The organism is Clostridium sp. 19966 (assembly GCF_032335695.1).
In the GTDB taxonomy this organism is placed as follows: domain Bacteria; phylum Bacillota; class Clostridia; order Clostridiales; family Clostridiaceae; genus JACTOJ01.
Genome location: NZ_JACTOJ010000009.1, coordinates 1 through 16,220, shown reverse-complemented (window position 1 = coordinate 16,220; position 16,220 = coordinate 1). Strand labels below are relative to the sequence as shown.

16 protein-coding genes are annotated in these 16,220 nt (G+C 31.7%); 5 read left to right on the top strand and 11 right to left on the bottom strand.

What is annotated here, in order from left to right; genetic code table 11:
- Nucleotides 1-53: 53 nt before the first annotated feature.
- The 7 genes from IAI10_RS10935 to IAI10_RS10905 all read right to left on the bottom strand — a co-directional run bounded on the left by IAI10_RS10935 (nt 54) and on the right by IAI10_RS10905 (nt 4,090).
- Nucleotides 54-437 (bottom strand): hypothetical protein, encoded by a 384-nt coding sequence (locus IAI10_RS10935; protein WP_315673299.1) that lies wholly within the window; start codon nt 435-437, stop codon nt 54-56.
- 214 nt (nt 438-651) lie between these two features.
- Nucleotides 652-1,224 (bottom strand): nitroreductase, encoded by a 573-nt coding sequence (locus IAI10_RS10930; RefSeq protein ID WP_315673298.1) that lies wholly within the window; start codon nt 1,222-1,224, stop codon nt 652-654.
- Between the two features lie 159 nt (nt 1,225-1,383).
- The gene (locus tag IAI10_RS10925; protein ID WP_315673297.1) at nt 1,384-1,734 is read right to left on the bottom strand and encodes a hypothetical protein; all 351 of its coding nucleotides are present in this window, start codon (nt 1,732-1,734) and stop codon (nt 1,384-1,386) included.
- A gap of 16 nt (nt 1,735-1,750) precedes the next feature.
- Complete coding sequence (locus IAI10_RS10920) at nt 1,751-2,395, bottom strand: flavin reductase (protein WP_315673296.1); 645 nt, start codon at nt 2,393-2,395, stop codon at nt 1,751-1,753.
- A 23-nt stretch (nt 2,396-2,418) separates the two neighbouring features.
- Nucleotides 2,419-2,793 carry a nuclear transport factor 2 family protein gene (locus tag IAI10_RS10915; RefSeq protein ID WP_315673295.1) on the bottom strand — a complete coding sequence of 125 codons (375 nt, stop codon included), beginning with the start codon at nt 2,791-2,793 and terminating at the stop codon, nt 2,419-2,421.
- 4 nt (nt 2,794-2,797) lie between these two features.
- Nucleotides 2,798-3,106, bottom strand: a complete 309-nt coding sequence (locus tag IAI10_RS10910; RefSeq protein ID WP_315673294.1) for a DUF3795 domain-containing protein — start codon at nt 3,104-3,106, stop codon at nt 2,798-2,800.
- A 75-nt stretch (nt 3,107-3,181) separates the two neighbouring features.
- Complete coding sequence (locus tag IAI10_RS10905) at nt 3,182-4,090, bottom strand: YafY family protein (RefSeq protein ID WP_315673293.1); 909 nt, start codon at nt 4,088-4,090, stop codon at nt 3,182-3,184.
- A 191-nt stretch (nt 4,091-4,281) separates the two neighbouring features.
- Between IAI10_RS10905 and IAI10_RS10900 the strand changes: the two genes are divergently transcribed.
- On the top strand, nt 4,282-5,094 hold the full coding sequence (locus IAI10_RS10900) for a pirin family protein (RefSeq protein WP_315673292.1): 813 nt from the start codon (nt 4,282-4,284) through the stop codon (nt 5,092-5,094).
- A gap of 355 nt (nt 5,095-5,449) precedes the next feature.
- Nucleotides 5,450-6,751 (top strand): helix-turn-helix domain-containing protein, encoded by a 1,302-nt coding sequence (locus tag IAI10_RS10895; RefSeq protein WP_315673291.1) that lies wholly within the window; start codon nt 5,450-5,452, stop codon nt 6,749-6,751.
- A gap of 330 nt (nt 6,752-7,081) precedes the next feature.
- On the opposite strand, the gene IAI10_RS10890 is transcribed toward IAI10_RS10895, so the two are convergent.
- Nucleotides 7,082-9,481, bottom strand: coding sequence for a GH36-type glycosyl hydrolase domain-containing protein (locus IAI10_RS10890; RefSeq protein ID WP_315673290.1), 2,400 nt, complete (start codon nt 9,479-9,481; stop codon nt 7,082-7,084).
- 212 nt (nt 9,482-9,693) lie between these two features.
- Here IAI10_RS10890 and IAI10_RS10885 point away from each other — a divergent pair, with 212 nt between their 5' ends.
- From IAI10_RS10885 to IAI10_RS10875, 3 genes are all read left to right on the top strand, one after another.
- Nucleotides 9,694-11,226, top strand: coding sequence for a hypothetical protein (locus IAI10_RS10885; protein ID WP_315673289.1), 1,533 nt, complete (start codon nt 9,694-9,696; stop codon nt 11,224-11,226).
- A 166-nt stretch (nt 11,227-11,392) separates the two neighbouring features.
- Nucleotides 11,393-12,577 (top strand): 3D domain-containing protein, encoded by a 1,185-nt coding sequence (locus IAI10_RS10880; RefSeq protein WP_315673288.1) that lies wholly within the window; start codon nt 11,393-11,395, stop codon nt 12,575-12,577.
- A 262-nt stretch (nt 12,578-12,839) separates the two neighbouring features.
- The gene (locus IAI10_RS10875; protein WP_315673287.1) at nt 12,840-13,769 is read left to right on the top strand and encodes a glycoside hydrolase family 113; all 930 of its coding nucleotides are present in this window, start codon (nt 12,840-12,842) and stop codon (nt 13,767-13,769) included.
- Between the two features lie 25 nt (nt 13,770-13,794).
- Here the strand turns inward: IAI10_RS10875 and add are convergent, their stop codons facing one another.
- From add to IAI10_RS10860, 3 genes are all read right to left on the bottom strand, one after another.
- Nucleotides 13,795-14,808 carry an adenosine deaminase gene (gene add / locus IAI10_RS10870; protein WP_315673286.1) on the bottom strand — a complete coding sequence of 338 codons (1,014 nt, stop codon included), beginning with the start codon at nt 14,806-14,808 and terminating at the stop codon, nt 13,795-13,797.
- A gap of 121 nt (nt 14,809-14,929) precedes the next feature.
- Nucleotides 14,930-15,619, bottom strand: a complete 690-nt coding sequence (locus IAI10_RS10865) for a DUF1048 domain-containing protein (protein WP_315673285.1) — start codon at nt 15,617-15,619, stop codon at nt 14,930-14,932.
- A 3-nt stretch (nt 15,620-15,622) separates the two neighbouring features.
- Nucleotides 15,623-15,961 carry a PadR family transcriptional regulator gene (locus IAI10_RS10860; RefSeq protein WP_315673284.1) on the bottom strand — a complete coding sequence of 113 codons (339 nt, stop codon included), beginning with the start codon at nt 15,959-15,961 and terminating at the stop codon, nt 15,623-15,625.
- Nucleotides 15,962-16,220: the final 259 nt, after the last annotated feature.

Below are 16,220 nucleotides of genomic sequence, written 5' to 3'. Positions count from 1 at the left end.
CATCTCTATAGTTATAATATTATTTATACTATAAAATTTAAATTACCATTAATTTAGAAAAGAATACTCATGTATTGCGTGGATGTGCCAAGACCAACTGCTCCCCAAGGACTTGGTATACCTATCTTATTATTGAAAGAACCTTTAGCATACTGTCCTGTTGGATATGACGCCTTCCATGTCTTCTCATTTTCTACGTTATTAGGGAATATACATCTATCTGTCGTTAACCATAAATCAGTTACCCTACCAGAATTGCTATAACTATATCCATCCGCATGAAGCGTTTCCTGCAAAACAAGAATACCTACTGCACTATAACCCTGAACAGTAGCTTGCTGATCAGCGTAGAAACCGTCGGCATTGGCTGTAACAGCCTGTCCAATTATTATTCCAAATGTCAAAACTAAAGAAGTTAAAATTCTGAATTTTCTCATAATTATCCCTCCTATAAAATATAATATATCAGTACTGATATATTATATTTTGCCTTATATTACCATAATAGTAAGGTTTTTTAATTTTTTTTTGAAATGTAGTTATATTATAGCTTTCATATACATATACCATAAAATTATATTTTTAACACATATCAAAACTTTAAAAAAGGCAGCTACATAAATTTGTAGTCTGCCTTTTAAATTTGGAAATTTATTCGTTAATCCATTTGGTAAGTTCACTTACAGCTTTTCTTGGTGCCGCCTTCTTTTCCATATCTGCGTAGCCTAAGTAGATAAGGGCTACCACTTCATCTTTTTCCTTAAGTCCAAAGAATTCCTTCATTTTAATATCATAGCAGGCTTTTCCTGTCTTCCAATAAGCCGCTATTCCTAATTCATGAGCTGCCAAAAGCATATTTTCCACTGCTGCGTAAGTAGCTCCTAGTTCCTCTATTCTCAAAGCTTTTCCATTTTCAGTTACCTCAGCAGCCACTGCTATTATTACTGGAGCTCTAAAGGGTTTGTTTTTCTCTTTTTCTATTTTCTTTTTACCCTCTTCAGTATTTTCGTCCACTCCCGAAGCAATAGCTATATCCACCATTACCTTTGAGAGAGCTTTTCTTCCCTCTCCGCTTATCACAAAGAATCTCCAAGGCTCAGTTAAATATCTATTTGGAGCCCAAGTACCTGCTTCAATTATCTTTTCGATTATCTCTTTTGGAACCATAGCTTCTTTAACTTTTCCTATGGATCTCCTGCTTTCAATAGCCTCTAAAACCTGCATATATATCATCCTCTCAGATAAATTATCAATTAATAATTGTTATTAATTAAATTATATCACTACTCTATCTATATGCAAGGCTAATATTTTATAGTTCTGGAAACTATTATTTTTTATCTCTTACTTATTACCTATAATTTGTAAATTAAGAATTGTAGTTTATAGCCCAAATATAGGAAAATCCAGTTGTTCTTTAGAAATCCCAAGAGAAGCACCATACTCTAATACTTCCTTCCAAGTATCTTTTATTTCATAATCAAATTCAAAAGTTTTATTTTTAAAAACAGCAATAATCTCTTTTTCCTTCCAAAAGTGCATGTACCAATCCTCTATGATATGCTTGGACATCTCTAATATCTCCAGTTTTGAAACCTTAACTTCATACATATGCCATCTATCCTTCGAATTTTCAGCTTCTGTTATATGTATTTTCTTAATATCTAATTTATTTAAAATTCTATTATCATTTAAACTTTCTTCCACTATTATACCTTTATACTCCTTACCCATAATAATATCCTCCAGCTTAAATATTATATTTTTCCAGAGCTCCAAGACAGGTGCCAAAAGCTTCACCGGTGTCAGGATTTTGTGGATCATGTATGTTATATATATATCCTGTCTTCCCATATCTTCCTTTTTTGCTTTCATCATAAAATTCGCTATCCATGCAGATATGCTTTGCCTTCAAAGCTATGACTACACTATCGGACCCTTGAAAATGTTCTTTTTCCCATAAAAGCTGGCACTCTATATTAAGAAAGCATTCTTTAATTCTTGGTGCATTTACAGCAACTGCTTTTTCTGCTGTAAGACCCGACATTGTTATCTCGTCATCCTCATAAGCATTATTTTCAATAGTTTCCTCACATTTCTTGTAAATATCTGAAGATGGAAAATTCAGTACGCATTCTTTTTTCTGTAAAAGACTTTTATAAAGATGACCATATTTTGATACTGACCCTAGAACACAGATAAACTCTCCTTGAGAACCCACAAAGGTTGACCAAGACTGTAAACAAGCATTTTCCTTGCCATTATCCTTGTAAGTTGTAACAACAAATATGGGTGATGGTATGGCTGTGATAAAATCCTGCCAAGAAAATGCCTCTAATTCTCCTGGCCATTCCTCTTTAATATTGGCTGGCTTGTTTGTAAATTCTCTTTTCATTTTTATACCTCCATCTATGTTTTTTAATATACCTTGCTCAATTTTTCATCAAGTCTCCACTTAGGAGCCTCTCCATTTTCACTCCAGTATTCTTTGCTTTCCTGTATTAATCCGTTTTTGAATTTAAAAATTGCAACTACATAGCTGCTTGCATTATTTAAAGAATTAAATACTCTAGCTATTGATATAACAGTATCCTCCATGGAATATAGTTCTTCTAATTCAGCATACCACCTGCCTGAATATCTCTTATTAAATTTTATGTATTTCTCTCGTCCTTCAAAAACCTCTCTAGTGTTAACTAAATAAACACTTGCATCCTCATTCATCACCTCATTTAGCTTATCAAAGCTGGCATCATTAATATATCTCCAAAACCTTCTAACTATCTCCTTCATGTGCTTACTCCTTTGCTATATCTCCTATCTTCAAATACTCCTGCTTACCCCTTGCCCAATTTTTTAAATTAATTAACCTTTCTCCATTATCACCATGCTCTGGACTGTCAAAAGCCTGCTGAAGCTTATCGCAGGGCAGTTTATCACAAAAGCCGCAGTGCTCATAACCTTTTTCTATGCAGCATTTTGCTACCTGACATTTGCCCCAAAACATATCTCCTTTTGAAGCCTGGCAGCCTTTACAATTTGTTTTTTCTCTCCATTCACATACTCCGCAGTAAGTACCACACATAGCCATCATATTTTTATCCATGCCTTCATCTCCCTATAAATATTTTTTGATATATACTAATTATAAAAAAATGAACATGTCATCTATATGTCATGTTCATTCATAATTACTCAAAATATTTTTAGCTTTATTTTTTATTTCTTCCACTAAGCTATCAGGTGAAATGATTTTTACCTTGTCTCCCATGCTAAGAATGAATTCTATAGCATATTCCTTATTAACATAGGTAAGCTGAAACCTAATCTTGTTTTCTTCTGTTATTTCGTAAGAACCGGCACCATATTCATCTACTATTTTATATTCCATGCTTTTATCTATAAGAAGCTCTGCAATTTCTTCATCACCGTTAAAATAATTATCCATATTTAGTTTTTCATCAGAAATATCCACAGACTGAAATTCAGTTTCAATCTTATTAAGTTTGTCCATCCTATTCAGTTTAAAAACTCTAAAATCATTCCTAAGATTGCAATATGCAATAAGATACCAGGCACCCCACTTAAAAGATATATAATATGGATCAACTATTCTTTTGCAGGTTCTGCTGGCAGAAAAATACTGAAACTCAACCTTATGTCTTTCCATTATAGCTTCTCTTAAGCTTTTAATTTTTGAGGATAATCCCTCCTTATAAAATGAAGCCAAGTCAATAAAGATGCTATCATTAGCAGCTATAATCTCTTCCCTTCTGCTCTGAAACTTTTCTAAAAGCATTTTTACATTCTTTTCATTAGATATACTTTCCATTCCCTTAAGTCCTATGATTATATTATTCATATCCTCTAAAGTAAGAATACTGTCATTTAGCTTATAGCCTTCTGCGATACTTATGCCGCCATCTCCGCCCTGATAGGTTACTATTGGTATCCCTGCCTTGCATATATCTTCAATATCCCTGTGAATAGTTCTTATAGAAACCTCGAATTTTTCTGCTAAGGTCTTAGCTTTAACCTTAGGATTTTCTAGTAAAATTGTAACTATGCCTAATAATCGATCAATTTTCATTATGAACTTACCTCTCCTGAAAAAATATAAATTATATAAATAAAATGGCAAATTAAGTAATGTATATTAATATTATAACTCAAATAGTAATACTAGTTGACTAATTTAATTTTTTAATATATATTAGTTATATAAAGTAACTTGATTATTTTTAGTTAGTATATAGATATAAATTTTAAGGTGGTGTTATTTTGATTAAAATAGTTAAAGGGCAATCGGTAAAAGATGGTGCTGGAGTTAAATTAAACAGAGTGATAGGTACACAAAACCTAGATATGGCAGATCCCTTTTTAATGTTGGACGAATTCAGAAATGATGATAAGAAGGATTATGAAGCAGGTTTTCCAATGCATCCACACAGAGGTTTTGAAACTATAACTTATATGGTGGAGGGCAGCTTTACACATAGGGATTCCAAAGGAAATGTAGGAAATCTTAATGCTGGAGAAGTTCAATGGATGACTGCAGGAAAAGGTATAATACATGAGGAAATGCCAGCCATGGAAAATGGTCATCTATGGGGCTATCAGCTTTGGATAAACCTGCCTGCAAAGCTTAAAATGGTAGATCCAAAATACAGACATCTAACCAATGAAATCATGCCCATAGTGAAGGAAGATGGAATAAACGTAAAAATAATTTCTGGTGAATATCATGGAGCAAAAGGACCAGTAGAATTATATTTTGATGTGGATTATTTTGATGTAAGACTTTCAGAAACGGAAGGAGTCTTCAATAAAAAAGTCAAAGGTACTAATTTAGTATATGTGCATACAGGAAAGGTAGAAATTCAATCAGAGAAGAGCTCAGTTATTGAAAAAGGAAATTTAGCAGTTATTACTGATGCATCAGAAATTTTAGTAAAAGGTAAAGATGCAGGTTTCTTATTTTTAAGCGCTGACCCTATAAATGAACCCGTAGCCAAATATGGCCCTTTCGTTATGAACACTACAGATGAATTGATTGAAGCCGTAGATGATTTCAATGAAGGAAGATTTGTTTAATTGGGTTATGTTTTAAAAGAATGTTGATATAGACTTATTAAAATCCCGCAATTAGTATCATTAACTAATTGCGGGTCTTTTTATTTACTGTCGTAATAATAAAAACCTTTATTTTCAGTAAAATTATTTTTGGGGATGCTTTGTCTATTTTTTTAATTTTTTACTTAATTCTTTTTATGCAAAAATTGTAAAGTACGATGATAATATTGAAATTCTTGAACCATTAATTCAACTATATAGCTAGTTATATAATTTTACAACAATTAGTTTTTTTGTAAAAATAATTTTTAGCTGTTAATAAATGACTTTACAGTGGTATAATATGTATAATTAAATATTGAGGTGGTGAGAATACGTGAAATGTTCTAGGGTAATCCCTATAGGCGAAAAATTAAGAATGCTTAGGGAAAAATATAATTTGAATCAGGATGAAATTGTTGGTACAGCTGTAACAAGGAACTTAATAAGTCAAATCGAAAATGGTAAAGCTAACTTAACTAAAAATACAGCAGAAATAATTGTATCCAACGTAAAGGAAATACTAAAGAAAAATAACATGATTCTAGATATAGGTATAGAATATCTATTAGAAGATGAAGAATCACAAGCAAGAAAAATATTGGATGAATTTATAGAAAAACTTAGGATGCTTATGAAAAACAAGGATACAAGCTTTATAAGTACATTAGAGGATGCTGAGAAGTTTATTCTTAGATGGGATTTTATTGACGAAAAAATAATCATATACGACTTAGCGGGTGACTATTTTTATAACAATAATAATTTTTCTAAGGCTTCAGTTTATTATGAAATAGTAAAACGTCTTATCAATGTAAATATGTACATGATTCCTTTAATTCCTGTTCTAATAAAGCTATCTAAGACATATTTTTATATGGGGAAGTATCAGGAAGGAATTGATGTCTGTAATTATGCCATGGATAGGTTCCAAGAAATGGATTCTTATTCTAAAACAATATTTTTATTTAATATTTGCCTTTATTTTAACTACTTAAAAGACTATGAGAAAGCTTTAGAATTTATAGACAAGCTAGAGCCTATTATGGACACCAAAATTAAAGATATATCTCTAAAAACATTACTTTTAAAGGCTTCATGCTTCTATCACCTAAACCGATATGACGAAGCAATACAGACTTATGAAAATCTTTTAACACATACTCCTGATTACGATTATGGTAATAGAGCTATATATTATAATAACCTTTCTGAAATATATATGGATATGAATGTATTAGATACCTCTAATAAATACTTAAGTATGGCACTAAAAAGCATTCCAAATATATCTAACGATTTTAATATGTTACCGCAAATGCATTTAGATATAGCTAAAAGGTATATTAAATTAAAGAATATTACAAATGCCATTACTTATTTAAAGAAAAGCTTAAATCTGGCTAAGTCATTTAATTATACTTTTGTAATCAATGATGTTCTTATGGAAACAGTACATATTCCAAAAGAAGAAATAGATATAGACATTAAAGAAGAATTTAAGCAGTTAGTATTTAATTCTGGTATTGTTAGTAACATACTATTAGTAAACATATTACAGTATTTTTCCACATTTAACGATACTAAAGCAGTGACAGAAATATGTGCATATTGCGGAGATTATTTAAAAAATAATTAAAAAGGATGTGACCGAATTGTTTTTCAAACACAAAAAACTTTTCTCAATACTATTTATACTTACAGTAACAGTAGCAACCTACAGTTTACCAATTATTCATGTATTAGTAGATGTTCCAGGCGTTCCGATAGGATAACAAAAAAGAGAAGGATGTCAATGTCCTTCTCTTTTCCGTTAATAAACAACCTAATTTTAATCATTTATGCGCTTGTTATATAATATTAGAGTTACCATAAAACTATTTATAGAATTTATCACAAAAGAAAAAATACCGATAAAACGAGCAAAATAAAAAATCACTCATTTATATCGGCATTTTTTAATACCATATTACATTATTATCTTAACTTCATTATTTTCCTTAAGCAGCTCTTCTGGAATAAATTTGCCTTGTAATTCTTCTCCGTTTAAGAAAAGCTTCTTAACTCCCTTTTGGCTTCCATTTTCATTTGCCACTTCTATTTCAAGGGTCTTTCCTCTGAATACCTTATGCATAGTAAAGCCCTTCCAGCTTGAAGGTATGCAAGGTTCTATTACTATTCCCTTAACCTGAGGCTTTATGCCTAGTATTCCTTCTACAGATCCTACCATTACAGTAGAAGCAGTTCCTGTTAGCCAATGAACATGAGCTCTTCCTTCATAAGGGCTTCCCTTACTCTCAACAAATTGTCCATGTACATAAGGCTCTAATTTTCTTATTTCTGCCTTATCGTTCATGGATGCAGGATTGAACTCGTTATAATATTCAAAAGCCCTATCTCCATTTCCAAGAAGTGATTCTGCAAGTATTAACCAGCCTTGTGATTGTGAGAATATACCGCCGTTTTCCTTTGTATAAGGGTTGAATAGAAGCATTAAAGCTCCATCAAAAGCATGATCCTTATATGGAGGATATAGAAGCATAGCTCCATGATCAGTATTTAATATATTATAAACCTTATCCATAGCTAATTTCGCTTGCTTTTCATCTGCAAAACCACTTATTACTGACCAAGTTTGTGGATTAAGCCAAATGCTTGCTTCCTCATCCTTTTGAGAACCAACTACAACTCCATCTTCTCTTATTCCTCTTACAAATTGATCCTTTTCCCAGCAATATTCATTTATAGCCTTAAATAACTTATTCTGAGTCTCTTCTAAATACTTCAAGTATTCAGCATCACCTTTCAGCTCTGCATATGGCTTAAGTATGTTTATAGCATAATATAATTGGAAGGCTACAAAGCTTGATTCACCCTTCTTGCCAAGTCTCAAGCAGTCATTCCAATCTGCATGAAGTCCTGCTGGCATTCCATGATCTCCAAGTCTCTCCATACTGAATTTTATAGCTCTCTTTAAATGTTCATATACACTTCCCTGATCTTTGTTAGCAAAAGGTATTACTTTATCTAAGAAGGCTATATTTCCACTTTCGTTGATATATTTTTCAACAGTTGGGAAAAGCCATAGGGCATCATCTGCTCTATAAGAAGGATGTCCTGTTTCTCTAACATAATCAGCATCATCAGGAGTATTCTCGTGTCCTGCATTATGATCATATTTTACTAAAGGTAGTCCACCACCATTATCTACCTGAGCAGATAGCATAAATATAATCTGCTTAAGAGCCATTTCTGGTGCTAAATGTATTACTCCCTGTATATCCTGTACAGTGTCTCTATATCCATAACCATTTCTAAGTCCACAGTAAGTGAAAGAAGCTGCTCTAGACCAGATAAATGTCATAAAGCACTGATAAGAATTCCAAGTATTTATCATATTATTGAAATTATCATCAGGAGTATTTATCTGAAGATTGTTCAATTTGCCGTGCCAATATGCCTTAAGCTCTTTAAGCTCTTCTTCTACCTTTTCAAAATTATCATAATTCTTTATTATGCCATCAGCTGCAAAGCCATCCCCAGGTCCTAATAAAAATACGAATTCTCTTGTTTCACCTGGATTTAATTCAATATCCATCTGAAGGGCGCCACAGGAGTTAGTATTGTAATTTAAGGTATTGCTGCATTTCCCATTTTCCACGTCTATTGGATTTGAATAGTTTCTGTATTCTCCTATGAAGGAATCTCTATCTCCGTTATAAGCAGAAATTTTTTCTCCCAAAGCTGCAAAAAATCTTTCTTTACCATTGCTTCCCTTTGAATCCTTATCTACATTTTCATTTATTCTCTGTACTATCTTGTTTTCCTTAAATTCTGTGTTTGTTATAAACTGTGTATACTGAAGATTTACTCCATCCTGTTCATAATTGCTGTCATTAGTGAATTCTATATACCCAGTTACTGAAAGCTTTCTAGCTTTGCTGCCTTCATTTGTTAACTTAAGTCTCCATACTTCGTAAGTCTTATCTAATGGCACATAGTATAGAGTTTCAGTTTTTATGTCACTGTACTGAGCTATCATATTAGTATAGGCTGTACCATGATGACATTCACTCTTATACTTATCTAAAGGTTTACCTACTGGCTGCCAGGAAGTTGTCCAATAATCTTTGCTCTCATTGTCTCTTATGTATATGTATCTGCCTGGCTGATCCATATTTATAGAATTAAACCTATATCTAATTATTCTTCCATTAGCACCTGATTTAACGAAGCTATATCCTCCAGCATTATTAGATATTATAGCACCATATTCAGGAGAGCCTAAGTAATTAGCCCAAGGAGCGGGGGTATTAGGTTTAGTTATTACATACTCTTTGTTTTTTCCATCAAAATATCCATAATTCATAATTTCTATCTCCCTTGCTGTAATTATTTACATCAATATTATACTATTATATATTTCATCTATTCACTATATATGGCTAAAGTTATATAAAAATTAAAGTAACATATTTAAATATTCATATTTTTTTAAGTTAATTGTCAATAAGCTGTGATATTTATATGGTAAAATATAAAATACATGAATTGGAATATAAAATTTGATAGGAGATCCATATGGAATTAAAAATATTTAACTACATTGAAGAAGCAACCGATATACTAGAACAAAACCAGCCTACACTAGAAGATGCAGCTGAAATTTTATGTTCTTATTTTAGAACTATATTATCATATTCAGAAAATGATTATTCAAATGTAACCAGCAGAGTTAAATCTGCTATAAGCTTAAAAGAAAAGATTCTTAGAAATTCTTATTATAAAAAATATTCCTGCAGTGAATTATTCCAAAACTTATCAGACTTGATAGGTATAAGAATTGAATGCAGATTTATAGATGATGAAGCCAGCTTATATAAGCTTTTGAAAAAATATTTTAACAAAGTCTCTTCCAATAATTTATATTATAACTGTGAAAATGAAGATGTTAAATTAGAACTTGCCGGAAAGCAGCCTCAGGAGCAAAAAAATGGCTTTACTATATACAGGATCGATGGTGTTTTTACTTATAATAACATAGATATAAATTTTGAGCTTCAAATAAAATCCCTAGTAAATATTTTTTGGAGCGAAATAGAACATAAAATCATATATAAAAACTATAATTATATTCCAGGAAACGATTTTATAAAAGATACCATGGCTTCTATAAAAGGGAATTTAACCATGATAGATAATCAGCTTAATATGCTATACAATCAAATGAATGATGTAGGAAACAACAACAAACCAAGCATAATGTTTCAATCAGAAATGATGATATCCATGCTTATATATGATATCTATTCTACTAAAATGAAAAAAGACATAGGCTTTCTAGTGGACTTTAGAAAATCCTGTGATGTTATAACCAACTACATTTTTACTTCTAGCAATTGTCAGGATGTAAAAGACTATAATGCTGTAATGCTTAAAACCTTTGCCAGATTAAATGAAATCTCTCAAAATAATACGGAATTTGATTTGGAAATCTATTTTGAGCGTAAGCCAAGATTTAATGATGAATTTACAGCAATCTTAGGTAATACGATATTGAAAGCAATAAATTCGGATTTTCAATGGAATGTTTTCTTTAGAATACTTTTTGAAATTGAACCAGGAAATAATGCTGAAGATTTCGAAACCTTTCTGATTTTTTTAAGAGACACCATAGCCTACAGCCCCTGCTTTGCAAAACTAAACTCCTTAGTTGGAGCACATGAAGCAGAACTTATTAAATATGATTTTCTAATTGCCACAGCTAAAATCCTAAGCTATATTGGCACTATAGATTTTCTTTATGTTGAAAATATTACTTCAATACTTAATACTCTTCAGGATTTTATGGACAAGCTATTTGAAGACAGAGAAGATTATATTCAATGGGAAAGCTTTAAGGACATCTATATGGATATATTTAACTTGAAGCTTCTAGCTATATTTAATGCTGATATCAATACAGAACTGGTTTCAAATCTGGTTGAAAGAATTAAGACAACTCCAAGCAAATTTCATATAAGCAAAAGAGCTCTCAAGTATGAAAGCAAATTGGAAGAGGACGTATCTATAAAAGTAGAAGATGCATTAAGAATATTCAAATGGAATAATTAATTTAATTTTTAACATTTCGTTAACTATATGTATTTTAATTAACAAAATGTTCATACTTTTGCAAAAAGCATAGTTTTACTGTTATAATAATAAAATATAATAAATAATGAATTCAGTTTTAAAAATTAAGACTGAAAATTAATCACTATGAAGGAGGGATGTTATAGTGCTTAAAAAAGCTTTACCTATACTAATAAGTGTTCTATTAATATTTAGTATAAGTAGCTTAGCGTTCGCTGACTCCCCGCAGGATGCTATCAAAGAAAACAAAATGAAATTCCAACAGCTTAATGATAAAATAATGAGTGCGAATGCAGAAGTCTCAACATTAAACACTCAGATAGATGCACTAAACAGCAAAATCAAGAAAAATGATTCGGATATCCAAGAAAATCTGAAGCAGATTGATAACCTACAAAAGCAAATCGACGCTTTGAAAAAAGAAATAGACAAAAATCAGCAAATAGCGGACAAAAGAATTAGAGCTATGTATAAAAATAATAACAATGAGGGCTATATATCTATATTAATGTCTTCAAAAAGTCTAAGTGACTTATTTTCTAGATTCGAAGCTGTGGACAAAATAGCTACTTTTGATAAGCAGTTACTTTCGAACCTAAAAAATAATAAGGACAAAGTATCCTCTGACATGGAAAGTGTGAGCAACAAAAATAAAGCTTTAGAGCAGCTTAAAGCTGATAATGTAAACAGCCTTAATCAGCTTAATTCTAAAAAAACTCAGCTTCAAAGTGCTATCAGTGAATTTAACTCTGAGAAACAAGCTGCAGCTCAATTAATTCAAGATAATGAAGAAAAGCTTATAGCTCATTCTCTATCAGTTATAGACTCAAATAGTTCAAGCATAGATGATGTGAGAGATGCAATATCTACATTAAATTCATTGAAGGATCAGCTAAATACTCCTTCAGTAAAAGACAAAGCTCTAAAATATATTAAAAGTGGTCAAGATAAATTGGCTAAGCTTCAGCAGGAAGAGAAGAATAAGCTAGGGGCAGCTAACAGAGGTGCTATTGGCATGGATGCCATAAGCAAAGCTAAAACCACTTATTCTATGTCTGCCACAGCCTATACAGGCGGAGGAATCACTGCCTTAGGTTTAAAACCGGCCTATAATCCTAATGGATTAAGTACCATAGCAGTGGACCCTAGTGTAATTCCTTTAGGCACAAAGGTTTTCATTCCAGGATATGGATACGCTATATGTGCTGATACCGGTGGTGCAATCGTAGGAAACATAATAGATTTATATATGAATTCCGAAGCAGATTGCAACAATTGGGGAAGAAGACCTGTTACTGTGTATATAATAGCATACCCTGGTGAGTGGTAAATATTAATTCTAAAAAGATGTTTTAAATATCCTCTTGAGATATTTAAAACATCTTTTTTTCTACAAAACAAATTTCATTAATGTACCAATAAATTATTACATCATATAAAGCTAGGATATACCATTTAGCAGTATGGATTTCTCGTAATATAATATGAATGAATCTTAATCAATATCAAAATGTAATGTTTTAAATAGGCGTTAAGTATAAATACATATTTAAGGCATACTAATTAAATACTCAACATATGAGGTGATAGCTATGGAAAAACAATTATGGAACATAAAATCCTTTAATTTTCTTGTATGGAATATGGGAGCTTCCAGCTTGGAAATGGCCAAAACAGAAATTGATAATATGATAGAACGCTGCAAAATTAATACAGTAAATATAGCTGTTCAGGCTACTCAAGAACATTGCTTCTCCACAGACATTGACTTTACCTGGAAGCATATGTTTAAAGATCAGGATCTTGTAGAGCTTATTAAATACTGCAAAGAAAAAGACTTGAAGGTCATTTTAAAAACCATGGTAAATCCAGAGGATGGCTATTGGAGAGCTTGGATAAAATTTTTTGATAAAGATGTTCCTGGTGAGCCAACTTGGGCTGAATGGTTTGAAAGCAACGAAAAATATGTTACCCACTATGCTAAGCTTGCAGAAGAAAACGATGTAGACATGCTTATAATAGGTTGTGAATTAGTCAGCACAGACCACAGAAGCTTTGAGTGGAGAAGACTTGTAAGCAAGGTTAGAAAAATATACTCTGGGCTAGTTACATATAACTGTGATAAATATCAAGAGGACAATGTAGATTGGTGGGACGCTTTGGATTGCATATCATCTTCTGGTTACTATCCTATAGATGAGTGGGATCAAGAGCTTGAGAGGATTGAAAAGGTAGTAACAAAATATGATAAGCCCTTTTTCTTCTCTGAATGCGGATGCCCCTCCGCTAAAGATTGCTGCTATAGACCAAATGATTGGACGAAAATCAAAGGAAATACCATAGACCTTGATATGCAAAAGCAATATTTCGAAATAATGCTTGAAAAATGTTCAAAGTATGAATGGCATAAAGGTTATTCCGTATGGTCTTGGGGAATAAATCAATCAGTAACAAATGATGATAAAGGATATGCCCTTTACAATAAGCCTGCTGAAAAAGTATTTTTAAACTGGAAAGCATAAAAAAAGCGGCAACCCGCTTTTTTTATTACCAATTAGAAAATTCCTTTAATAGATGCTTCTTTTTATCATCATTAATAAATGCCGCATCTATTCCATTTCTAATGACCTGTTTTATTTCTTCAAAAGTAAAGCCTTGCTTAATTATAAGATTCATATATTCATCTACTAAACTCACATTAGAAACTGTTCTATTATCTGTATTCAATGTGATTTTAACACCTTGATTAAGCAGCTTTCTAATAGGATGCTCCTCTAAACTTGCTATAGCATTAGTATTTAAATTGCTTGTGGGACACATTTCTAATGTAATTTTATTATTTATCAAATATTCCAATGTGCCTTTATCCTTAATTGCAGATAATCCATGGCCTATTCTCGCAGCATGAAGCAAATTAATTGATTTCAATATATTTTGGTAAATGCCCGTTTCTCCTGCGTGAACCGTGATATTCATTCCCTTTTCATAGGCAGCATCAAAAGCTTCCTTATGCAGTTCAGGTGGAAAATCACTTTCATTGCCAGCCAAATCTATAGCTATTACTCCATCCTTCATATATTTTTTAGCTAGATCTACTACTTTAAGAGACTCCCTTACTTCCTGATGTCTCATACAGCAAAGAATCAGTCCTGAAAATATATTATACTTGCTTTCCCCTTCTTTCATGGCTTCTAAAACAGTTTCCACGATTTCCTCCGGCTTCAGCCCTTGAGAAGTATGAAAAAGAGGTGCAAATCTTATTTCTATATATCTTATGCCATCCTTTGCCGAGTCCTCCAAAAGTTCCAAAACTATTCTTCTAAGGTTCTCTTTTTTTTGCATTACCATTATAGGATATTGAAACTTATTTAAATATTCTTTAAGAGATTTACATCCACCTATAACTTGAAAATTATCTTTGAATTCACTGGCACTCATGAGAGGAATTTCTATATTATCTCTTCGAGATAGTTCCATAATAGTATCAGGTCTTACACTTCCATCCAAATGGCAATGCAATTCCACTTTTGGTATTCTATCGATTATTTCTCTTATGTCCATAGCATCACCTTCTATCAAAATTTATTATTTCAATTATAATAGAAAGTTTTTAGCATGGCGATATTTTTTTTTATATTTGATTAATTTATCAATTCGTTAAATTTATATAAACCATTCGCATTTAATTAGTAGCAGCCCTCTTTCTATCTATGCTCTGAATAAGCTTATATATCCAAAATACAACTAATACCGCAATTACTATAAAGGTGCTTATTTTAAATAATATCAGCTTTCCAGCAAAATATTCGACAAATCCAAAGGCAAGAAAAATAGCTGCAACAAAAGCCCCAAAAATAAAATTGGTCAGCTTGGAAAACTTTTTATTTGAAAGTTTAAAGCTATTTTTCATTATATATTTAACTATTCCATAAGCTGCCAAAAGAATTGCTAAGGGAGCTATTATATTATTCACTGTAATATTATATTGTGCTATAAATTCTTTTTTTCTTATAGCCATTGGTAAATAACTAATTATAAAATCTAAAGTAAGCATAAAGATAAAACTATAAATAGCTAAGCCACCAAATTCTGAAAGCTCACTTTTTCTACTCTTTCTGCTGCCAGAAGCTTCGATTATTGAATCGCAAAATTGCTTATAATCTTTACCTATAATATCATCTATGGCTTTATTCTCGCTTTGTGCCCTTAAGAGCATTTCCAATATGTCTGAAATCACCTCTTCCTGTTTAGTATTTTCCATGGAACTTCCCCTTATATAGCAAACTATATCTGTATATGCCTTATCATTTTGCTGGTTTAATTTTTTGCTATTTTCATAATTTTCTTTTATCATTTTTTCTACTAAATTCATAACCTACACCTCTTTTTTCATATAATCGGAAAATATATTATCCACACTCTTTTTTAAAATTTGCCAATTGGAGTAAAATTCATTTAAGTCTTCTTTTCCCCGTTCTGTCAGACTGTAATATTTTCTTTTAGGCCCAAGAGGAGATTCTCTTTTAACGGAAGTGAGCAAATTATCCTTCTCCAGCCTTAAAATCAGAGGATATATGGTTCCTTCGCTTATATCCTCCAGTCCCAAATCTTTTAATTTTTCAGCTATTTGATAAGCATAAATCTCTTCATCATTTATTATTTTCAGTATGCATCCCTCTAAAGTTCCCTTAAGAAATTGAGATTTACTATTCAAAGTCACACCTCCTATCTTGCAATGCAAGATACTATGACTATATTGTATTGCAAGATAGATTTAATGTCAATGCTTTCTTCTAATGTTTAGGCTCTGTTTTAAATCAGTGTTGATTTTTACACTGATTTAAAACTTCCTTCGGTTTGGCGAGGCCACTGAAAAACTGACAAAATAAAGCCGTCATCGCGAAAGTGATGGCGCTTTTACTTTTCATCCATAAATGACCTTAACAAAAAGGTTTTACGAAAGACACGTCGAA